Genomic DNA, 19,042 nt, shown 5'->3' with positions numbered 1-19,042 from the left:
TGTGGCACAGAGGGTTATTTACCCGTTGTGCCACACTTTTTAATTTTCTAAATTCGTTAATTTTTCCAAGTAATGATTTTCTATTTGCGGAAAATCTATTTTTTCTGGTGCTGCATCAGGAGTTTCAACTACTTGCTTCAAGCGATTGAGAACAATTGACCAACCAGCGATATCTTTATGGCGAGGTGTTGTAAAATTTTCTGGGAGAGATTCTGAAAAGACTAACAGGGTCTGATGAGGTGCTTGTTCTTTTAAGTCAAAATAGATGATACCAGTATCCCAAGTCACGCCCAGATATTTTTCCTCTGCATAATCAGTGAAAGGCATTGTTTCTTCAAAATCGGGCAGAATAAACCGCCAAAACCCGTTAACACCTAATTCACCAATCTCTAATTCTGGAAACCATTGTTTTAGCTTGTCTGTCTCAGTTAAGTAGCGCCAAATCGTTTGAGGGCTGGCTGAAATTGCTCGTTCTGTACCAAAATAAATCGTCTGGTTTTCTAAGCGAAAGGTATCTTTCATTTTGTTTCTCTCCTTTATTTATTATTCATGAAGTTCTAAAGGTAGTCCATCTGGATCAAAAAAGAAGGTCATTTTTTCACCCGTAAAATCATCTACTCGTAGCGGTTCTGTTTCAATTCCTTGCTCATTTAAAAAAGCAATCACTTCTTCAATATGTTCAACTTTAAAAGCTAAATGACGTAATCCTAAAGCTTCAGGATAAGAGGGGCGAGCTGGAAATTGATCAGAAATGAAAATTTCCAATTCTTGGCTGCCTAATTTTAAATCTAATTTAATATCGTTTTTTTCGGGACGATGATTTTCGCGAAGAACTTCAAAGCCCAACTTTTCGACATAAAAATTTTTAGTTGCTTGATAATTTGAGGCATTGATTGCCACATGATGAATTTCTTTAAAAAACATTTTTCATACTCCTTTTCGTTTTTTCCCTCTGTAGTATAGCAATAAAGAAGCAGCTAAAAAAGCGTTCTGTTTGACTCTTTAAGTAAAGACAAGGGATTTGTAAAAAAATAAAATTCTTTTTTTTGAAAGAAAGCGCTTGCCAAAAAAAGAATAATCAAGTATGATGTATATACAACTTAATTGTATATACAAGTTTGAGAGGAGAATGTAAAATGGGTAAGTTTCAAAGCGATGCACAACAGTTGTTGAAAGCAGTAGGAGGCAAAGAAAATATTTCAGCTGTTTCTCATTGTGCAACTCGAATGCGTTTTGTATTAAAAGATCCAAAAAAAGCGGATGTACCTGTGATTGAAGATATTCCTTCTGTAAAAGGAACCTTTACAAATGCTGGACAGTTTCAAGTAATTATTGGGAATGAAGTCCCACAATTTTATAATGATTTTTCTGCAATTTCCGGTTTAGAAGGGGTTTCAAAAGAAGAAGGGAAAGCAGCTGCCAAAAGTAATTTGAGTCCTGTTCAACGAGTTGTTTCTGTTTTAGCTGAGATTTTTACACCATTAATTCCTGCACTTGTTATCGGGGGATTGATTTTAGGGTTCCGCAATATTTTGGAAGGGGTTCCATTTGGCTTTCTTGATGGTCAAACAATCGTGGAAGTTTCTCAATTTTGGAATGGAGTCAATTCATTCTTATGGTTAATCGGCGAAGCAATTTTCCACTTCTTGCCAGTTGGGATTACGTGGAGTATTACGAAGAAAATGGGAACCACACAAATCTTGGGGATTGTCCTAGGGATTACATTAGTCTCACCACAACTTCTGAATGCTTATTCAGTTGCGACGACTAAAGCAGCAGAAATTCCTTTCTGGGATTTTGGGTTTGCTCAAGTTAACATGATTGGTTATCAAGCGCAAGTTATCCCAGCTATGTTAGCCGGCTTCTTGCTTGCCTATCTTGAAATTTTCTTTAGAAAAGTGATTCCTCAAGCAATTTCAATGATTTTTGTCCCATTGTTTGCTTTAGTACCAACAGTATTGGCTGCACATGTCATTTTAGGACCAATCGGTTGGACGATTGGTAGTTGGGTTTCTGATATTGTAAATGCTGGATTAACGTCAACATTTAATTGGTTATTTGGCGCCGTCTTTGGCTTTATGTACGCACCATTAGTCATCACTGGGTTACATCATATGAGTAATGCTATTGATTTACAGTTGATTGCTGACTTTCAGTCAACCAACTTATGGCCAATGATTGCTCTATCAAATATTGCACAAGGTTCAGCGGTTTTAGCAGTTATCTTTATGCATCGTGGAAACAAAAAAGAAGAACAAGTTTCGATTCCAGCGATGATTTCTTGTTACCTAGGTGTGACTGAACCAGCGATGTTTGGGATCAACTTAAAATATGTTTATCCATTTGTTGCGGGCATGATTGGTTCAGCAATGGCAGGAATGTTTGCCACTTTAATGGGCGTTCGTGCGACAAGTATCGGCGTCGGTGGCTTGCCAGGAATTTTATCTATTGTGCCACAATATTACTTGCCGTTTTTAGTCGCAATGGTGATTGCCATTATCGTACCAATGGGCTTAACTTATATTTTCAGAAAGAAAGGCATCTTTAATAAAGTCGATCCAGTTGATGAAGCAACAGGGATGTTATACAGCGAAGAAGGGTAATCGCTTTTTGAAGTTAAGAAGAATTCGTAGACATTTGTCTACGAATTCTTCTTCTTTTTATAGAAACTATTGGCTTTTTTCTCTCTTTCAGTTAGACTAAAAAGGTTGAGAAAAGGAGAGCGTAAAAATGGATATTTATTTAAAAAAAGCAATTTTACACATTATTGATCGAGAAACTGGGACGCCGGTTTTTTCTGAAAAGGAACTAGATTTAACCACTGAGTATATTCGAACGTATTTAACTGCAAAAATTTCAAAACTTTCGACTGCACAAACAAAGACTGGAACATTGGCGGAAAATAGTTCCTTTGTTGACACGTTACGTGGGATTCCTAGTGATTTTGTGAAGAAAAGCCAAGAAGTTACCCAACATTGGTATGATGTTTATTCAGGAAGCGAAGATGCGCCTAGTGCTGATATTTTGTTCATTTTATATGAATTAGATACGGTGTTACATGTCGCAATGATTAAATTAAACTATAAAGAAAGTTACACGCATTACGTCGACTATGAAGAAGAATCCGTTTATAACAAACTGATTATCAATCGAGCAATTTTGTCTTCAAAATCACAAAAACCAGATGAAGGGATTACGGTTGACTTAGATACATTAGCGTTTGAATTACTAGAGAAAAGATATGAATTTTCAGGAGAAAAAATCTGGTATTTCTCTGAAAAAGTGATTGAGACGCAAGCGGCACCTTCCATGGAAGAAAATATCAAAGAAATTAAAAAGGCAGTCAAACGCATTGGAAAGAAATTTAACGAAGATGAGTTTGAACTAATGGCTTCTGTAAAAGAAGCGGTATATGATAGTATTGAGGAAACGGGAACGATTGACAATGAGCAAATTGCTGAGCAAGTGTTTAAAGAAAATGTATCAGCTAAATTAGCTTACCAAGAAGAAGTGAATGAATCGAAGTTTGTCGACAAAACACCGCCAGTCAGAGAATCTCGCGAAATTTCTGAAAAGAAATTTGGCAAACAGAAGTTAAAAATGGATAACGGTATTGAATTAATTGTTCCGTTAGATGTTTACCGCAATGGCGATTTAATTGAATTTGTTAATAATCCAGATGGCACAGTGTCCATTATGCTAAAAAATATCGAAAAAATTAGTAATCAATTATAAAGAAAAAACCGTTGGTCGCTTGCCAACGGTTTTTTCTTTATTTTAATTTTTCTAAAGCTTTTTCAGGGACTTCTTTTTCTGTCACTTCATTCCAGCTGATCACGCCTTTACGGGAATTAACTTTCAATTTTAGATAGGCTTTCATACGCAATGGTTGATCACGGGATTCGTTTAATTCCACGGTTTTTTCTTCACCGTTTTTATTAAACGCAGGTTGTTGATAGTAATAAATGGTCATTGCTTCACCAGAATTTGTTTTTTCATCTTTCTTTTCACCAGATGTTGTGATTTGTGTATAATAGGCTTCTCCACCGTAATAGTAATTATAAACGCCCCAGCTACCACCGGCTAAAATGACTATGGGAATTAATATTTTTAGTAATGTTTTCATTTTCCTCACCTCAAGGAATAGTATGCCTTTTTTTTAGGAAATTTGCCATATTTTTTACCGTTAATTGAGTGACAATTTTGTTAGTTTCGGCACTTTCTTGAAAAATTCATCATTTTTTTAAACAAAAGACAACGTTTGTCGCTCCCTTTTTTTCACTATCATGCTACAATAAAGAAAAAAAGATGGAGGTAGAGGACAATGATGCCCTTTTATTTTGGAATCGATCCAACCTATATATTGGTAATTATCGGAATTGCGATTTCTGGTGCGGCCTCCGCATATGTTAACAGTACCTTTCGTAAATATGATCAAGTACGAAGCAGTAAACATGTTACAGGCACGCAGGCAGCACAATATATTTTACAAAAAGAACAAATTAATGATGTTGGAGTTCAGCAAATTGCTGGTGATTTAACTGACAATTATAATTCTGGAAACAAAATGTTGAGCTTATCCGAAGCCACTGCTCAATCGACATCGGTTGCGGCTATTGGCGTGGCGGCTCATGAATGCGGACATGCGGTACAAGATCATACGAACTATGTGCCTTTACGTCTTCGTGCAGCTATTGTTCCAGTTGCCAACATCGGTTCAACCATTTCCTTTCCACTAATTTTGATTGGTGTTTTATTTAGTTGGAATCAAACATTAATCAACATTGGAATTTTGGCTTTTTCATTAGCCTTGATTTTTCAATTGGTGACTTTACCGGTGGAGTTTAATGCGTCTAGACGTGCATTAAGTATTCTTTCTGAAGGTGGGTTATTAACAGAAGAAGAAGTCCCAATGGCCAGAAAAGTTCTTTTTGCAGCTGCACTTACCTACGTAGCAGCGGCGCTTTCGACCTTTTTACAACTTTTACGTTTGGTTATTTTATTTGGTGGCAATAACCGACGGGACTAAGTGCTAGTAAAGGTCTTTCTATTACGCATAAAAGTAATAATATGTTATGATTAAAGTAGAAAATAACAGAGGAGCTGAAGGAAATGAAAGCATCAACAAAAATTGGTATCGGTTTAAGCATTGCTGCAGTTGCAAGTGTCTCTGTTGCAGTCATCGCTTCTGAAAAAATTATTAAGAAGGTATCTCATGTTTCCAATCGTTATAAAGTTAAAAAGTTTGTAGACGATAAATTTGATGGAAACCAAAAATTATTATCGATTGTCGATGATTTATCCGATGATGAATTAGATTCTGTTTTAAATGTTGTTGATCGTGTGAAAGATGGCGGTTCAAAATTAGCTGAATATGGCGAAAAAGTTAAAGACAATACAGATTCTTTAAAAGAACGCTTTTTCACATTTATTGAAGATGCAATGAAGTAAAAAAGATGGCCTAGGCCATCTTTTTTTTTATAAAAATAATTCTTTTGTTTCAACATAATAGCCTCTGCCACCAACTAGAACTTGATTAATTGTCTTTTGAGGTGTAGTGTTCAAACACACTAAGACTTCTGAAGGAGCGTTTAAGGTATAACCTTGGACGAAAGTGTAATTGGTTTTTTGTAAAATTTGGTGATGGTGCAGATAACAAGCTAACGCACCGTTTGATGTACCAGTAGCGGCTTCTTCATCGATGTCATAAAGGGGTGCAAAATTCCTACAAATGATATTTTCTTCAGACAAAGCAAAAAGATGCATCCCGATAACTCTATACTTTTGACTAAGTAACTTAATTTTTTCAAAGTTTGGTTGTAAATCCTGTAATAATTGCGCATTTTTAATGGGAACCAAAATATCTTTTAGGCCCGTTGACACAATCTGGATAGGAAAAGCAGTTGCCACTGCGTTTAAATCAAAGCAGCCGCTCAATTCTTCTAAAGTGAGCGTATCATAAAAAGTTGGGACAGTTTGTTCCATAAATAGTTGTTCACCGTTAGCCGTGATTGCGAGCAAACCGCTGTTCGTTTCGATTGTATATTCTGTTTGCAATAATTTATTTAAGTGCTTCATAATGGTGAAAGCGCCAATTGTCGCGTGGCCACATAAGTCGACTTCTTCTTTTGGTGTAAAATATTCAAGGCGGAAATCAGCAATCTTTGAGTCTGAAATAAAAGCAGTTTCTGCAAATCCTAGTTCTTTGGCGATGGCCATTTTTTGGGTTCTCGTTAAGGGCTGTGTCATAAAAACAACGCCTGCTTTGTTGCCACCTTCGTGGTTTTTACTAAATGCACTAGCGACATATGCGGTAATTTTCATTGGAACGCCTACTTTCTAATTGGGAATAAAAAACATACGAGTAAAAAATGGACGTACTACTTTCTTAATAACAAATAACAAAAGATTAAATCATCCATTTTTTTTAAAGATAAGCCAGTTTGTTCAAAAAACTTTTCCAACCGATAGTGTAAAGTATTTCGATGCATAAATAAATCTTTTGCAGTGGAGCTGATATTGCCTTGATTTTTCCACAAAGCGCTGATGATTGGCTGAATATCGGTGTCTTTATTTAATAAACGACGATAATACTCAACAAGTACATTTTGGCTCATGGCTTCCTTGGTAAAATAGTGGAGGGCAACATCGGTTAAACTAAAAACAGTCGTCCGACTAGAGGAATTAAGTTCTTCTGAAAAAATACGTTGTTCTTCATGGAAACAACGCCGGAGAATGTCTTCAGAGGAATAAAAATTGCCAACAAATACAGCACTAGTGCAATCAAAGTCTGTATCTAATGTTAAAAAGATTCCTTGAATTTCTTCTTGTTGAAAGGTATTTTTTGACTGTTCTTCAACTAAAATATACATATTATTACTTGGACTGAAACAATCAACTGTATCTGGAAACATCTTTGTTAAATTAAATTGCCATTCAGCTTGTAATTCTTTTGTGACATTCGTTTGAATTTGCAACATACGAAAGGTCCCTTCGGCAGGTAATTTTGCCTGTTGAAATAAGTAACTGAACCAAGGATGGTTACCAGTAATTGTTGGGTTTTCAGAAATTGGGAAAAGCGCTTCCAACAAATGCTGTTCTTTAATACTTAAGAAAGCTTTATTCACAATGAAAAATTGGTCGTCAACAGGAATTGAATAGGTGGCTTCGGAACCAATTGTTTTTGATAAATAGCCTTTGGGATAAAGCTGAGATAAATTTTCAATAATCATAGACACACCTCACTGATTTATTGTACCATGAAGCAAGACAGAAGTTTAGTGGGAAAAAGCCGAAAGGTGGAAATTAATTGGGAAAAAAAGAAACAACGTTAACACAAGAAGAAAAAGAATTTTTTATGCGAGAAGCCATTGCAGAAGCGAAAAAAGCAGAAGGTTTGGCTGAGGTGCCTATTGGAGCTGTAATTGTTCGGCAAGGGGAAATTATTGGCCGCGGGCATAATCTGAGAGAAGCACGGCAAGAAGCAACGGCGCATGCAGAAATGTATGCAATCCAAGAAGCGTGTCGCGGGATAGAAAATTGGCGTCTAGAAGAAACCCAATTATTTGTAACTTTAGAGCCTTGTCCAATGTGTAGTGGGGCGATGCTTTTAGCACGAATTCCAGAAGTTTATTATGGCGCAACCGATCCTAAAGCAGGCACTGCTGGCACATTGATGAATTTATTAGAAGATGAACGCTTCAATCATGTGGCCTATGTCGAAGCAGGCGTTTTAGAAGAAGAGTGTCGCTTATTGCTAGTTCAGTTCTTTAAAAAGTTACGGGCAAAGAGAAAAGAAGAGAAACTTTTAAAAAATCAAAAGAAAGACTAGTCAAAAGAATAAAAATACGTTATACTAGGTTTTGCCGAAAGGCTAGGACAATGGCGGGCTAGTGAATTGTGTCAGATCCGGAAGGAAGCAGCACTAAGCAAGTGCCGCCATGTGTCTGATTGAATAAGGAACGTATCAAGGCTGAGAAGCCTTTTTTATTTTATCTAAAATTAAAAAGACAGGAAATGAGCCGACCCCCAAAAGTTAGACCTAGAAATCTAACTTTTGGAGGTTTTTTTGTATGGCAAAATACAGTTTTGAATTTAAACTTAAACTTGTTCATGACTACTTATCTGGTCAAGGAGGTCTAAGGTTTCTCGCAAAGAAGTATGGGTTTAAAGATAGTTCTCAAATAAGCAAATGGATAAATGCCTATAAAGAACTTGGTGAAGAAGGCCTACTTCGCAGTCGAAAAAATAAGAATTACTCTGTTCAATTTAAGCTAGATGCGATAGAGTTATATTTAACAACAGAGTTGTCCTATCAAGAAGTAGCTAATCTTCTAAAAATGAACAATCCATCATTGATTGCGAATTGGCTTAGAACGTATCAGAAGTTTGGTATAGAGGGACTCTCTAAACAGAAAGGACGTCCACCTACCATGTCTAAAAAGAAACGAAATGAACCTCAACCACTACCAAGTGAACGATCTCAAGTAGAGAAACTAGAAAAAGAAAATAGAATGTTAAAAATTGAGAATGCCTATTTAAAAGAACTGAGGAGACTGCGTTTAGAGGACGAACAAAAAATGAACGAATCGCACGAATCATTCACAGTCTCCGAAGACACTTTCGATTAAAAGATATTTTGGAAACCCTAAGGTTTCCAAAATCTACTTACATGTACTGGCAAAAACGCCTCGACAGAACAGCTTCAACACAAATCATTGAAGAAGAAATTCAAGCGATTCGTAAAAAACATCAGCATTATGGCTATAGAAGGATAACCCAAGAATTGAAACGACGTGGATTTCAAGTGAATAAAAAGAAAGTTCAGCGATTAATACAAAAGTTAAAGTTACAAGTCAAAGCTTTTACTAAGAAATCCAGAAAATATAATTCCTATAAAGGAACCGTTGGTAAAATCGCTAAAAATTTGATTCGTCGCCGATTTAAAACCTCTGTTCCTCATCAAAAAATTACAACTGATACAACTGAATTTAAGTACTTTGAAGCAGATAACGCAGGCATCTTTCGTCAGAAAAAACTATACTTAGATCCATTTATGGATATGTATAATAGTGAAATTCTAAGCTATAGCCTTTCTACTCAACCAAATGGTAAAACAGTTATGGAAGGTCTGAAAGAAGCAATTTCTCAAACAAATGATTGTCCCTATCGGCGCACCTTTCACTCTGATCAAGGCTGGGCTTATCAAATGAATGTCTATATACAAACATTAAAGGACAATAATATCTTTCAAAGTATGTCTCGAAAAGGAACCTGTTTAGATAATTCTCCTATGGAGAATTTCTTCAGTATCCTAAAACAAGAAGTGTACTATGGAAAAATCTATCAAAGTCAAAATGAATTGAGAGAAGCAATTGAGAACTACATTTATTATTACAATCATCACCGAATCAAAGAAAAACTTAACTGGAAAAGCCCAGTAGAATTTCGACAATTCAATCAAAAAACTGCATAAAAATAGAGTGGAAAAATCCACTCTATAAAAAGTCTAACTTTTTGGGGTCACTACAAAAGTTGGTCGCTTTCCTGTCTTTTTTTGTGGATTCAAGATAATACAGCAGCTGCTAAAGCTTGTTGAATAGCAACAATATCTTTATCTTTTCTAAATTGAAGACTTACTGAAGGTAACTCAGCACTTGAAATCCATATCTTTAGTTCTGCATCTAGGTCGAAATGTCCACTAGTTTCAACAGAAAAGCGTGAAATAGATTTGTAGGGAATCGATTTATAATCAACTTTTTTACCTGTAATTCCTTGTTTATCGACTAAAATTAAGCGTTTATCTGTAAAGACAATTAAATCTCTTACTAAAGTGAAGGCCATATCTACTTTTTCGTTAGGGATTAAAACATCCCGTAATTCTTTTTCAGCTGTTTCATTGTTATTTTGTGTTGCATTCCCTAATAATCCATCAAATAATCCCATGTTAATTCTCCAATTCTCCTTTTTTGAAAAAAATTCTTTTATTTAAAAGTAAACTTATATCGTGTAAAAGAATCCGATTTCAATTTGATTATAACGTTAAAGGTCCTTCGAATGCAATTGATTTTTTAGCATAAGAAAGTGAGGCCTAAATCGCTGCAACTTAGGCCTCACTTTCTAAATTTTAAAAGAACCTACTGAATAAAAGCAGTTTCTTCTTATTTCTTGGAGCTAAAAACTTTGGTTTCAACATTTGGTAGGACTATGCCCAATCGCCATTTCTAAAAACTGGAACAATCGTCCCGTCTTCCTTAATGCCGTCAATATTCATTTTGTCAGATCCTACCATAAAGTCCACATGTGTTTGGCTACGATTTAAACCAGCTTCAGCTAATTCTTCTTCGCTCATCTCCGTGCCGCCTTGTAAGTTGAAGGCATAGGCCGAACCAAAGGCTAAATGATTAGAGGCGTTTTCATCGAACAATGTATTATAAAAAATCAAACCGGATTGTGAAATTGGTGAAGGGTCAGGTACTAAAGCAACTTCCCCTAGGTGTTTGGCACCTTCATCAATAGCTAAGAGATTTTTCAATGCTTCTTCGCCTTGTTCAGCTGAGAAGTCAACAACTTTTCCATCTTTAAATGTAAATTTCATTCCCGAAATGATTGTGCCAGCATAACTTAGTGGTTTTGTACTAGAAACATAACCATCAACGCGGCGACTATCTGGGGCGGTGAAAACTTCTTCTGTTGGCATATTAGCCATGAATTCTTCCCCACGCGCGTTATAACTACCAGCGCCTTCCCATAAATGGTTTTTAGGCAAACCAATCGTTAAATCTGTCCCAGGAGCTGTGTAGTGTAAAGCAGTAAATTGTTGTTCGTTTAATTCAGCCGCTTTTTCTTGTAATTTTTTATCATGGATATCCCAAGCAATGACTGGGTTTTCTTCATAAATTCGTGTTGTTTTGAAAATTTCATTCCAAAGTGCATCAACTTGTTCTTCACTTGTTGCTAATTCTGGAAAGACTTTAGCTGCCCAGCCTTCACTAGCAGCAGCTACAACAGTCCAACTTACTTTGTTGGCTTGCGTTGCTTTTCGTAGGTTGACCAATGCTTTCCCATTAGCCGCTTGGAAAGCTGCTACACGTTGTGCATCCACGCCAGCTAATGCATCAGGATTAGAAGAAACCACGCTAATTCGGCTTGCGCCTTTGGCAATCCAATCATCGGTTTGATCAATTTTATATTGAGGAACATTTTCAATACGATCAGTTGCAGCATGAGCTAAAAATTCACGTTGAATGGTTTCGTCGCTCCATTGAACAATTACTTCGGCCGCGCCTAAGCGATAAGCTTCTTCCGTAATTAAGCGGGCAAGGGGCGCTTGATTGACACTGATTTGTAAAACAACCGTATGATTGTCCTGAACATTGACACCCGTTTCAGCAATTAAACGTGCATATTTCTTTAGATTTTCATTAAAATTCTCTAAGGTCATTCGTGATTCCTCCTTCAATTTGATGGGTAATGACTGCTCATATCATAACACGGAAGAGCGGGGAACTCAACGAAATAAAGCCTTTATCAACTGTTATTTTAAGTTGGGGTAAAAGTTGTCGTGCTCCCGCTCAGTGAACTTTTGTACAAAGAGTTGTTCTAATTTTGCATAATAGAAAAATCGTGTTACAATAACCATAAGCATTTATTTGGAAGCGTTGTATATGAATGAATAAAGGGGATAGGGAATTATGGCAAGAAAAAAAACCATTACGAAAGAGAAGATTTTAACAGCTGCCTATGAAGTAGTCGCCACTGAAGGATTTTCGAAGTTCACTGCACGTAATATTGCTAATAAAATGAAATGTTCCACCCAACCGATTTATTTGGAATTTAAAAACATGGATGATTTACGCGATGCTTTATTCCAAAAAATTCATAAATACTTAGCGAAAGAAGTCTTTCCAGTAAAACATACTGGGAATACAATTGTTGATTTGGCTTTAAACTATATTCATTTTGCGACAAGTGAAAGTAAGCTATACCGTGCGCTTTATTTAGAAGAATATGGTGGCGGCAAAAAAATGCAAGAATTCTCTTATCACTATTTTACTGAAGCGGTAAAAGCTGATCCTGAGTATGCTAATTTAAACGATGTTCAAATTGACTCTTTACACATGGGAACATGGGTGGTCGCTACTGGTGTGGCTGCGTTGATGACTTCTGGAATTATCCATCCTTCAGAAGAACAAATCATTCATTTAATGAAAGATAGTATTGAAGCAATTCTTGAACGAGATGAACCAATTGATATTGACCTATAAAAATTAAAAAAAGTGTAACCTCATGCTGATAACTTCTGTGAGGTTACAGCAAAAGACTGTTTCTTAAAAGAACGGTCTTTTTTTGTTAAGTGTATTAATGGTAGATTATTCGCAACCATGCTACAGTAAAGAAGAGAAATAGAAAGGGGCAAAAAACATGAACCGAGTGAAAGATAAGCGTTTATGGCTAAGTATTGTAGGAATTACCGGACTAGGGCTCTTGTCGGGCTTATTTTCAGTAAATGCGAGAGAATATTATCAAGCGTTGAGATTACCAAGTTTTGCTCCGCCAGGCTGGTTATTTGGACCAGTGTGGTTGGTGTTGTATATTTTTATGGGCATTACTTTTTATTTCATCTTAGTTCATCCAAATAAACAACAGAAAAAACGGATGATTACGCTATTTATTTTACAATTTATTGCGAACTTTTTCTGGACATTTTTCTTTTTTTCTTTACAAAATAATTTATTATCTGTGATTGATATCTCATTGTTATGGCTATTATTAATAGTTCAACAGTGGGACTACTTGCGTTATAAATTAATAACGCGTGGCTGGTTGATGATTCCTTATATTCTTTGGGTTACTTTTGCGGCAGCATTAAATTACAGTATTTTATTTTTAAATTAGGAATATCAAAACACCAGAGAAAAATGGGAACTAGCCATTTTTTTCTGGTGTTTTTTTTATTTATTTCAAAGTAGTTATTCTGCGGCAGTTGCTAATTTTTTCGCAAATTCTTCTAAACGTTGGATGTCGTCTTCTTCAGCGGCTAAATCAACTTTAACGCTGTCGGCGCCTTTTTTTGCCCCAATTTGAGTAAAGACTGCTTCGAAGTCGTCCACCGATTTACAAAAATCATCATAAAACGTGTCTCCTGAACCACAAACGCCGAAGATTTTTCCTGATAAATCAATCTCTTGTAAGTCTTCATAAAAGTCGACAATTTCATCAGGTAAATCGCCATCGCCATACGTATATGTAGCTACTACACAGATATCGGCCTCTTCAAAATCAGCGGCATCGACTTGCGTACACTCATCAATTTCGACCTCTAATTCTAAATCTTCAAATGCTTCTGCAACAATGTCGGCAATTTCTTCTGTATTCCCAGTCATGCTTGCATACACAATTTTAGCTAACGTCATAAACTTTCTTCCCCCTCATACAATTCTGTCACTTATTATAGCAGATGCGCATTTCTTATAAAAGACTAGCGAGTGCTTTTATTAAGGGACTTTTTGAAAATTGGTGTTTGAACAATCTTTTTTGCAAAAAATGTGATAAAATAATTTGAATGAAACAAGTTTAGGAGAGATAGTATGATTACATTAAAATCACCACGAGAAATTGAAATGATGGATGAATCAGGGGAATTATTAGCGGATGTTCACCGTCATTTACGGACGTTTATTAAACCTGGCATTACAAGCTGGGATATTGAAGTATTTGTGAGAGACTTTATTGAAAGTCATGGTGGCGTGGCGGCTCAAATTGGCTATGAAGGTTACAAATATGCTACTTGTTGTAGTATCAACGACGAAATCTGCCACGGATTTCCTCGTAAAAAAGTATTAAAAGATGGCGACCTAATCAAAGTAGATATGTGTGTCGACTTAAAAGGCGCAATCTCTGATTCATGCTGGTCTTATGTCGTGGGTGAATCAACACCTGAAATTGACCGCTTGATGGAAGTAACCAAAAAAGCGCTATATCTTGGGATTGACCAAGCACAAGTAGGAAATAGAATTGGCGACATTGGTCATGCAATTCAAACGTATGTAGAAGGGGAAGGCTATGGCGTAGTTCGCGACTTTGTAGGTCATGGCATTGGCCCAACTATTCATGAAAGTCCAATGATTCCTCACTATGGTGAAGCAGGTAAAGGACTACGTTTAAAAGAGGGAATGGTTATTACCATTGAGCCAATGGTTAACACAGGAACTTGGCGCATGAAAATGGACCCAAATGGTTGGACTGCTTATACTGAAGATGGCGGTCTAAGTTGTCAATATGAACATTCATTAGCGATTACGAAAGAAGGTCCAAGAATCTTAACGTCACAAGGCGAAGAATTGACTTATTAATAAGGAGAGTGTGTGATGAAGTTTCTCGACAACATCAAAAAGAATCAATCTTTGATGCGTTTTATTGAGACAACGCAAAGTCACATGGTCACAGCCGAAATAGGCAACAGCTCAGTGGTTGTTGCCTATTATTTATTACTCTCGCTGTTTCCATTACTGATTGCGGTGGGCAATGTCTTACCTTATTTAAGAATCGACCCTAATTCTGTGTTGCCTTATATTGCAGAGGCCATTCCGAAAGATGTTTATAAGAACTTAGAACCAGCGATTCGTTCACTATTGACTCAACGTTCAGGGGGGTTGCTTTCTGTTTCCGCTTTAGCAGCATTTTGGAGTGCCAGTCAAAGTATTAATGCACTACAAAACGCGATGAATAAAGCTTTTGGTGTCGAACAAAGGAAAAATTTTATTCTCGTAAGAGTGGTCTCATTTTTAGTTATTTTGTTATTTATGGTAGCGATTGTTGGTGTAGTAGTAATTTTAGGTTTGGGTCAGTACATTATTGAATTACTGCAACCAATTTTCCACTACTCAACATCTGTGATCGATACTTTCCAAGCGTTAAAATGGCCGTTAACGACCGTTGTTTTATTAGTGATTATGTGTTTGATTTATGCGGTCGTTCCTAATCGGAAATTATCGTTACGTTCCATTTTGCCAGGGGCTATTTTTTCGACAGTCGGTTGGATGTTATTATCACAAATTTTTGGTTTGTACGTAAAATATTTTAGTTCTAGAATCGCAAGTTATCAAATCATCGGGAGTTTTATCATCTTAATGTTATGGCTGAATTTTGCTGCCACGATTATTATTTTAGGAGCAATTGTCAACGCTGTTGTCGATGAATACTTATCTGGAGATAAAGAAAAAAAACAACCAAGTTTTGAACAACGCTTGTTTAGATGGTTTAAAAAGAAAAAATAAATGGATTTCTTTAAAAAAGTCTAAACCGTTGCCAGAACACATGTTTCAGCTTGTAAATGCTTCAGTTTACGGTATAATATACCCTGAACGAGAAGAAAGTGGGTTCGACTATGTCACTATTTATTTATGAAGTTTTGATACGTTTATTTATGACATTTATCTTATCTTTGCTATTAACACCACTTGTTAAGCTTCTAGCGTTTCGGATTGGCGCCTATGATGCACCAGGAGAGCGACGAATCAATACCAAAAATATGCCTACAGCAGGAGGACTTGCAATCTACATTGCTTTTGCTAGTTCATGTTTATTGATTTTTCGTTCGATTATCCCACAAGATTATATTTGGCCGATTATTTTGGCTGGTGGAATGGTTGTTTTGACAGGCCTCATTGATGATATTAAAGAGATTACTCCAATGAAAAAAACAATCGGTATTTTGTTAGCAGCATTAGTTATTTATTTTGTTGCTGGAATTCGGATAGATTTTGTGACGTTGCCAGTTGTTGGAATGATTGATTTGCGCTGGTTTAGTTTACCACTAACTTTATTGTGGATTTTAGCGATTACGAATGCAGTAAATTTAATTGATGGTTTGGATGGTTTAGCATCAGGCGTATCCATTATTGGATTAACCACGATTGGTATTACAGGGTATTTTTTCCTACATGCTAAAACGGTCTATATCCCAATTGTTATTTTTATTTTAGTTGCGAGCATTGCGGGATTTTTCCCATACAATTTTTATCCGGCTAAAATATTTCTAGGAGATACCGGGGCGTTATTCCTCGGGTTTATGATTGCAGTAATGTCGTTACAGGGCTTGAAAAATGCTACGTTTATTACGGTAATTACGCCAATGGTGATTTTAGGTGTGCCAATTACGGATACGGTTTATGCAATTATTCGACGGCTATTGAACAAGAAGCCCATTTCCTCAGCAGATAAAATGCATTTACATCACCGCTTGTTATCTTTAGGTTTTACCCATAAAGGGGCGGTCATGACTATTTATGCATTAGCGTTAGTTTTTTCCTTTGTCTCTTTATTGTTCAGCTATTCAAGTACAGTAGCATCAATTTTATTAATTGTCTTTTGTTTAATTGGCTTAGAACTATTCATTGAACTAATCGGTCTAGTTGGCGAAGGGCATCAACCGTTGATGTATTTGTTACGGATTTTAGGGAATCGTGAATATCGTCAGGAGCAAATGAAAAAGCGACTTGGCAAGCATTCTAAGAGAAAGTAAAGAAATCTTTAGGTTGCTTTGCGAGAGCGTAAACCTATGATATAATTCCATTAAACTTAAAAAAGTATATGTGTGAAACATATGCTTTTTTTTTAAGACGATGTTTCAGTAGTAAGGAGAAATGAGCATGCAAGAAATGGTAACAATCTCGATTGTCACTTATAATAGTCGTTACATTTTTAATGTACTAGACCAATTAAAAGCCGAACTAGGTACTGATAGTATCTATGATATTCATATCTATGACAATCATTCTGAAACAGCGTATCTTGAAAAATTAACAACATATGAACCATTTATTACTATCCATCGCGCTGAAGAAAATCAAGGGTTTGGTCATGGTCATAATCAAGTGTTATTCAATGCTTCGACAAAGTATGCAATTATTTTTAATCCCGATGTGTTGGTTACTAAAGACGTGCTTGATCGTTTATTAGACCGTATCAAAATAGATAAGAACATTGCAGTCGTTAGCCCTAAAGTGTTAAATGAAGATGGCACGACGCAATATTTAGTTCGTCAAAAATTAGATGTCTTCGATTATATGTTACGTTTTATTCCCTTTCAATTTGTAAAGAAAATTTTTGATAAACGTTTGAGTATTTATGAATGTCGCGATTTGTCGGATACAGAAACAACGGATATTAAAATGGGCTCAGGCTGTTTTATGTTGATTGATCGTGAAAAATTCGTTGAAATTGGTGGGTTCGATGAACGTTTCTTCATGTACTTTGAAGACAACGATTTATGTTTACGCTTTGGCAAAGCAGGCTATCGGATTCTCTATACGCCTTTTGAAACGGTTGTTCACATGTATGAAAAGGGCGCCCATAAAAGTCGAAAATTGTTTAAAATCTTTATGCAATCAATGGGGAAATTTTTTAACAAATGGGGCTGGAGGTTCTTTTAATGAGTCAAAGATTAGCGGTAGTCATCGTCTTATATCAAATGAAAATGGCTGATACGCCGAATTATTTGTTATTAAAAGAAGTGGTAGACCACCCCCAATTGCACTTATTTATTTATGACAACAGTCCACTTCCTCAAGAAGATGCATTATTTTTACAACCAAATGTTACTTATCGACATAATCCTGATAATCCAGGACTAGCGACCGCTTATAATGAAGCGATTGCTTTTAGTCAAGCGAATCAATGTGAATTATTGTTGCTCCTTGACCAAGACACAGAAGTGCCAGCCTCTTATTTTGATACGTTGATCATCATGCCATTAGATCCGACTGTGGCAGTCTATGTTCCAATTGTAGAAGCAAATGGACAACAAATTTCGCCAGTATATAGTGATCAATACGTTGGGCTTAAAGGAGCAAAGCCAACAGCAGGGATAGCCAACCAACCGTTGATGGCTATCAATTCTGGTACAGTTATTACGGCAGAAACGCTACGCTGGTTGGAAGGATTTTCGGAAGAATTTCCTTTGGACTATTTAGACCATTGGTTCTTTTATCAATTAAATCAAGCCAATAAAAAGATTGAAGTCTTACCAATCCACCTAAAACAAGAATTGTCTGTTTTAGATTATCGTACAATGAGTCCTCAACGTTATCGCTCTATTATTGAAGCAGAAACGTTATTTTATCGTCGATATGATCAAGAAAAGTTTTCCCATCATCGACGCCATTTATTTTTACGCAGTAGTAAGCAATTTTTAACTGTCAAAAATCGCCAAATTTGGCGGCAAACATTGGCAGAATTTCTCAAGTTAATGAAAGGATAATCTATGATCTCAGTTTGTATTGCGACATATAATGGAGAAAAATATCTCGCGGAACAATTAGATAGTATTCTTTTACAAGTCAGTGAAGAAGATGAACTAATTATTTCAGATGATGGTTCTACTGATCATACGTTGGAAATTTTGAGGACGTATGCAGCGAATTATCCCCAAATTCAATTGTTACAAGGTCCAGGGCAAGGAGTGATTGCTAATTTTGCATTTGCGCTTACGCATACGAAAGGCGAAGTAATATTTTTAGCAGATCAAGATGATGTTTGGTTGCCAAATAAAGTAACGACGGTGACAGAATATTTTGAAGCGCACCCTGACATCCAAGTGGTTATTAGTGACTTGAAAATTGTTGATGCGGATTTACAAGTTACCAATCCCTCTTATTTTAAGTTTCGAAAAGTCAAACCAGGGTTTTGGCGAAATGCGATAAAAAGTGGCTATATTGGGGCAGGTATGGCCTTTCGTCAAGAAATGAAAAACGTCATTTTACCCATTCCGCCAGAAGTTCCTATGCATGATATGTGGATTGGCTTATTAGCTGCACGGAAGAAGCAAACGGGTCTCATTAAAGAACCATTAGTGCTTTACCGAAGACATGGAGCGAATGTCAGCCCCATTATTACCAAAACAAGTTTCCAACAAAAATTAAATTGGCGTGTGAATTTATTAAAAGCTTTACATCAGCGTTTAAAGGAACAGCGCTAAACTTTTACAGATTTGTAAAATTTACGTAAAAAACATGACAAACCCTATGCTTAATGCGATAAT

Annotated in this window: 22 protein-coding genes and 1 other RNA gene; 15 read left to right on the top strand and 8 right to left on the bottom strand. The window is 36.2% G+C overall.

What is annotated here, in order from left to right; translation table 11 throughout:
- Positions 1-39 precede the first annotated feature (39 nt).
- Complete coding sequence (locus tag IGK70_RS09325; protein ID WP_002356863.1) at positions 40-522, bottom strand: SRPBCC family protein; 483 nt, start codon at positions 520-522, stop codon at positions 40-42.
- Between the two features lie 21 nt (positions 523-543).
- A complete protein-coding gene (gloA2, locus tag IGK70_RS09320; protein WP_002356864.1) occupies positions 544-924 on the bottom strand; it encodes an SMU1112c/YaeR family gloxylase I-like metalloprotein in 381 nt (126 codons plus the stop codon).
- Between the two features lie 212 nt (positions 925-1,136).
- On the opposite strand from gloA2, the gene treP reads away from it, so the two are divergent.
- Positions 1,137-2,603: a PTS system trehalose-specific EIIBC component gene (gene treP, locus IGK70_RS09315; RefSeq protein WP_002388267.1), complete on the top strand. Its 1,467-nt coding sequence runs from the start codon at positions 1,137-1,139 to the stop codon at positions 2,601-2,603.
- A gap of 127 nt (positions 2,604-2,730) precedes the next feature.
- A complete protein-coding gene (locus IGK70_RS09310) occupies positions 2,731-3,735 on the top strand; it encodes a nucleoid-associated protein (RefSeq protein WP_002356866.1) in 1,005 nt (334 codons plus the stop codon).
- 37 nt (positions 3,736-3,772) lie between these two features.
- Here the strand turns inward: IGK70_RS09310 and IGK70_RS09305 are convergent, their stop codons facing one another.
- Positions 3,773-4,126, bottom strand: a complete 354-nt coding sequence (locus IGK70_RS09305) for a YxeA family protein (protein ID WP_071981508.1) — start codon at positions 4,124-4,126, stop codon at positions 3,773-3,775.
- A 198-nt stretch (positions 4,127-4,324) separates the two neighbouring features.
- Here IGK70_RS09305 and IGK70_RS09300 point away from each other — a divergent pair, with 198 nt between their 5' ends.
- Entirely contained in the window at positions 4,325-5,029 is a 705-nt protein-coding gene (locus IGK70_RS09300; RefSeq protein WP_002384290.1) for a zinc metallopeptidase, read from the top strand.
- 83 nt (positions 5,030-5,112) lie between these two features.
- Entirely contained in the window at positions 5,113-5,451 is a 339-nt protein-coding gene (locus IGK70_RS09295; RefSeq protein WP_002356871.1) for a hypothetical protein, read from the top strand.
- Positions 5,452-5,478: 27 nt separating this feature from the next.
- On the opposite strand, the gene IGK70_RS09290 is transcribed toward IGK70_RS09295, so the two are convergent.
- Both IGK70_RS09290 and IGK70_RS09285 read right to left on the bottom strand, forming a co-directional pair.
- Positions 5,479-6,324 (bottom strand): PhzF family phenazine biosynthesis protein, encoded by an 846-nt coding sequence (locus IGK70_RS09290; protein ID WP_071981507.1) that lies wholly within the window; start codon positions 6,322-6,324, stop codon positions 5,479-5,481.
- Between the two features lie 56 nt (positions 6,325-6,380).
- Positions 6,381-7,232, bottom strand: a complete 852-nt coding sequence (locus IGK70_RS09285; RefSeq protein ID WP_002383772.1) for a PucR family transcriptional regulator — start codon at positions 7,230-7,232, stop codon at positions 6,381-6,383.
- A gap of 77 nt (positions 7,233-7,309) precedes the next feature.
- Here IGK70_RS09285 and tadA point away from each other — a divergent pair, with 77 nt between their 5' ends.
- From tadA to IGK70_RS09270, 3 genes are all read left to right on the top strand, one after another.
- Entirely contained in the window at positions 7,310-7,831 is a 522-nt protein-coding gene (gene tadA, locus IGK70_RS09280) for a tRNA adenosine(34) deaminase TadA (RefSeq protein WP_002389160.1), read from the top strand.
- 39 nt (positions 7,832-7,870) lie between these two features.
- An RNA gene (gene ffs / locus IGK70_RS09275) (signal recognition particle sRNA small type) lies at positions 7,871-7,957 on the top strand.
- A gap of 115 nt (positions 7,958-8,072) precedes the next feature.
- Positions 8,073-9,475, top strand: a protein-coding gene (locus tag IGK70_RS09270; protein ID WP_240185197.1) for an IS3 family transposase whose coding sequence is annotated in 2 segments (ribosomal slippage) — positions 8,073-8,538 and positions 8,538-9,475 — 1,404 coding nt in all. Because the reading frame shifts where the segments join, the coding sequence is not laid out codon by codon here.
- Positions 9,476-9,564: 89 nt separating this feature from the next.
- Here IGK70_RS09270 and IGK70_RS09265 read toward each other — a convergent pair.
- Complete coding sequence (locus IGK70_RS09265) at positions 9,565-9,945, bottom strand: PH domain-containing protein (RefSeq protein WP_002356881.1); 381 nt, start codon at positions 9,943-9,945, stop codon at positions 9,565-9,567.
- 259 nt (positions 9,946-10,204) lie between these two features.
- Positions 10,205-11,443, bottom strand: a complete 1,239-nt coding sequence (locus IGK70_RS09260; protein WP_002389310.1) for an aminopeptidase — start codon at positions 11,441-11,443, stop codon at positions 10,205-10,207.
- 250 nt (positions 11,444-11,693) lie between these two features.
- Here IGK70_RS09260 and IGK70_RS09255 point away from each other — a divergent pair, with 250 nt between their 5' ends.
- Together IGK70_RS09255 and IGK70_RS09250 are read left to right on the top strand one after the other, a co-directional pair.
- Entirely contained in the window at positions 11,694-12,266 is a 573-nt protein-coding gene (locus IGK70_RS09255; RefSeq protein WP_438775229.1) for a TetR/AcrR family transcriptional regulator, read from the top strand.
- Between the two features lie 157 nt (positions 12,267-12,423).
- Positions 12,424-12,897: a TspO/MBR family protein gene (locus tag IGK70_RS09250; RefSeq protein ID WP_002356884.1), complete on the top strand. Its 474-nt coding sequence runs from the start codon at positions 12,424-12,426 to the stop codon at positions 12,895-12,897.
- Positions 12,898-12,971: 74 nt separating this feature from the next.
- Here IGK70_RS09250 and IGK70_RS09245 read toward each other — a convergent pair whose 3' ends face one another.
- Positions 12,972-13,415 carry a flavodoxin gene (locus tag IGK70_RS09245; RefSeq protein ID WP_002356885.1) on the bottom strand — a complete coding sequence of 148 codons (444 nt, stop codon included), beginning with the start codon at positions 13,413-13,415 and terminating at the stop codon, positions 12,972-12,974.
- Positions 13,416-13,589: 174 nt separating this feature from the next.
- Between IGK70_RS09245 and map the strand changes: the two genes are divergently transcribed.
- The 6 genes from map to IGK70_RS09215 all read left to right on the top strand — a co-directional run bounded on the left by map (position 13,590) and on the right by IGK70_RS09215 (position 18,979).
- Positions 13,590-14,354, top strand: coding sequence for a type I methionyl aminopeptidase (gene map / locus IGK70_RS09240; RefSeq protein ID WP_002389095.1), 765 nt, complete (start codon positions 13,590-13,592; stop codon positions 14,352-14,354).
- Positions 14,355-14,369: 15 nt separating this feature from the next.
- Entirely contained in the window at positions 14,370-15,278 is a 909-nt protein-coding gene (locus tag IGK70_RS09235; RefSeq protein ID WP_002383768.1) for a YihY/virulence factor BrkB family protein, read from the top strand.
- Between the two features lie 110 nt (positions 15,279-15,388).
- A complete protein-coding gene (locus tag IGK70_RS09230) occupies positions 15,389-16,525 on the top strand; it encodes an MraY family glycosyltransferase (protein WP_002366956.1) in 1,137 nt (378 codons plus the stop codon).
- A gap of 121 nt (positions 16,526-16,646) precedes the next feature.
- A complete protein-coding gene (locus tag IGK70_RS09225; RefSeq protein WP_002359892.1) occupies positions 16,647-17,435 on the top strand; it encodes a glycosyltransferase family 2 protein in 789 nt (262 codons plus the stop codon).
- Positions 17,435-18,262 carry a glycosyltransferase gene (locus tag IGK70_RS09220; RefSeq protein ID WP_002389137.1) on the top strand — a complete coding sequence of 276 codons (828 nt, stop codon included), beginning with the start codon at positions 17,435-17,437 and terminating at the stop codon, positions 18,260-18,262. Before IGK70_RS09225 ends, IGK70_RS09220 begins: the two co-directional genes overlap by 1 nt.
- A 3-nt stretch (positions 18,263-18,265) precedes the next feature.
- A complete protein-coding gene (locus IGK70_RS09215; RefSeq protein ID WP_002384299.1) occupies positions 18,266-18,979 on the top strand; it encodes a glycosyltransferase family 2 protein in 714 nt (237 codons plus the stop codon).
- Positions 18,980-19,042 lie beyond the last annotated feature (63 nt).

Source organism: Enterococcus sp. DIV0358, assembly GCF_051713465.1.
Lineage (GTDB): Bacteria > Bacillota > Bacilli > Lactobacillales > Enterococcaceae > Enterococcus > Enterococcus faecalis.
This window is presented reverse-complemented; position numbering and strand designations above follow the sequence as displayed.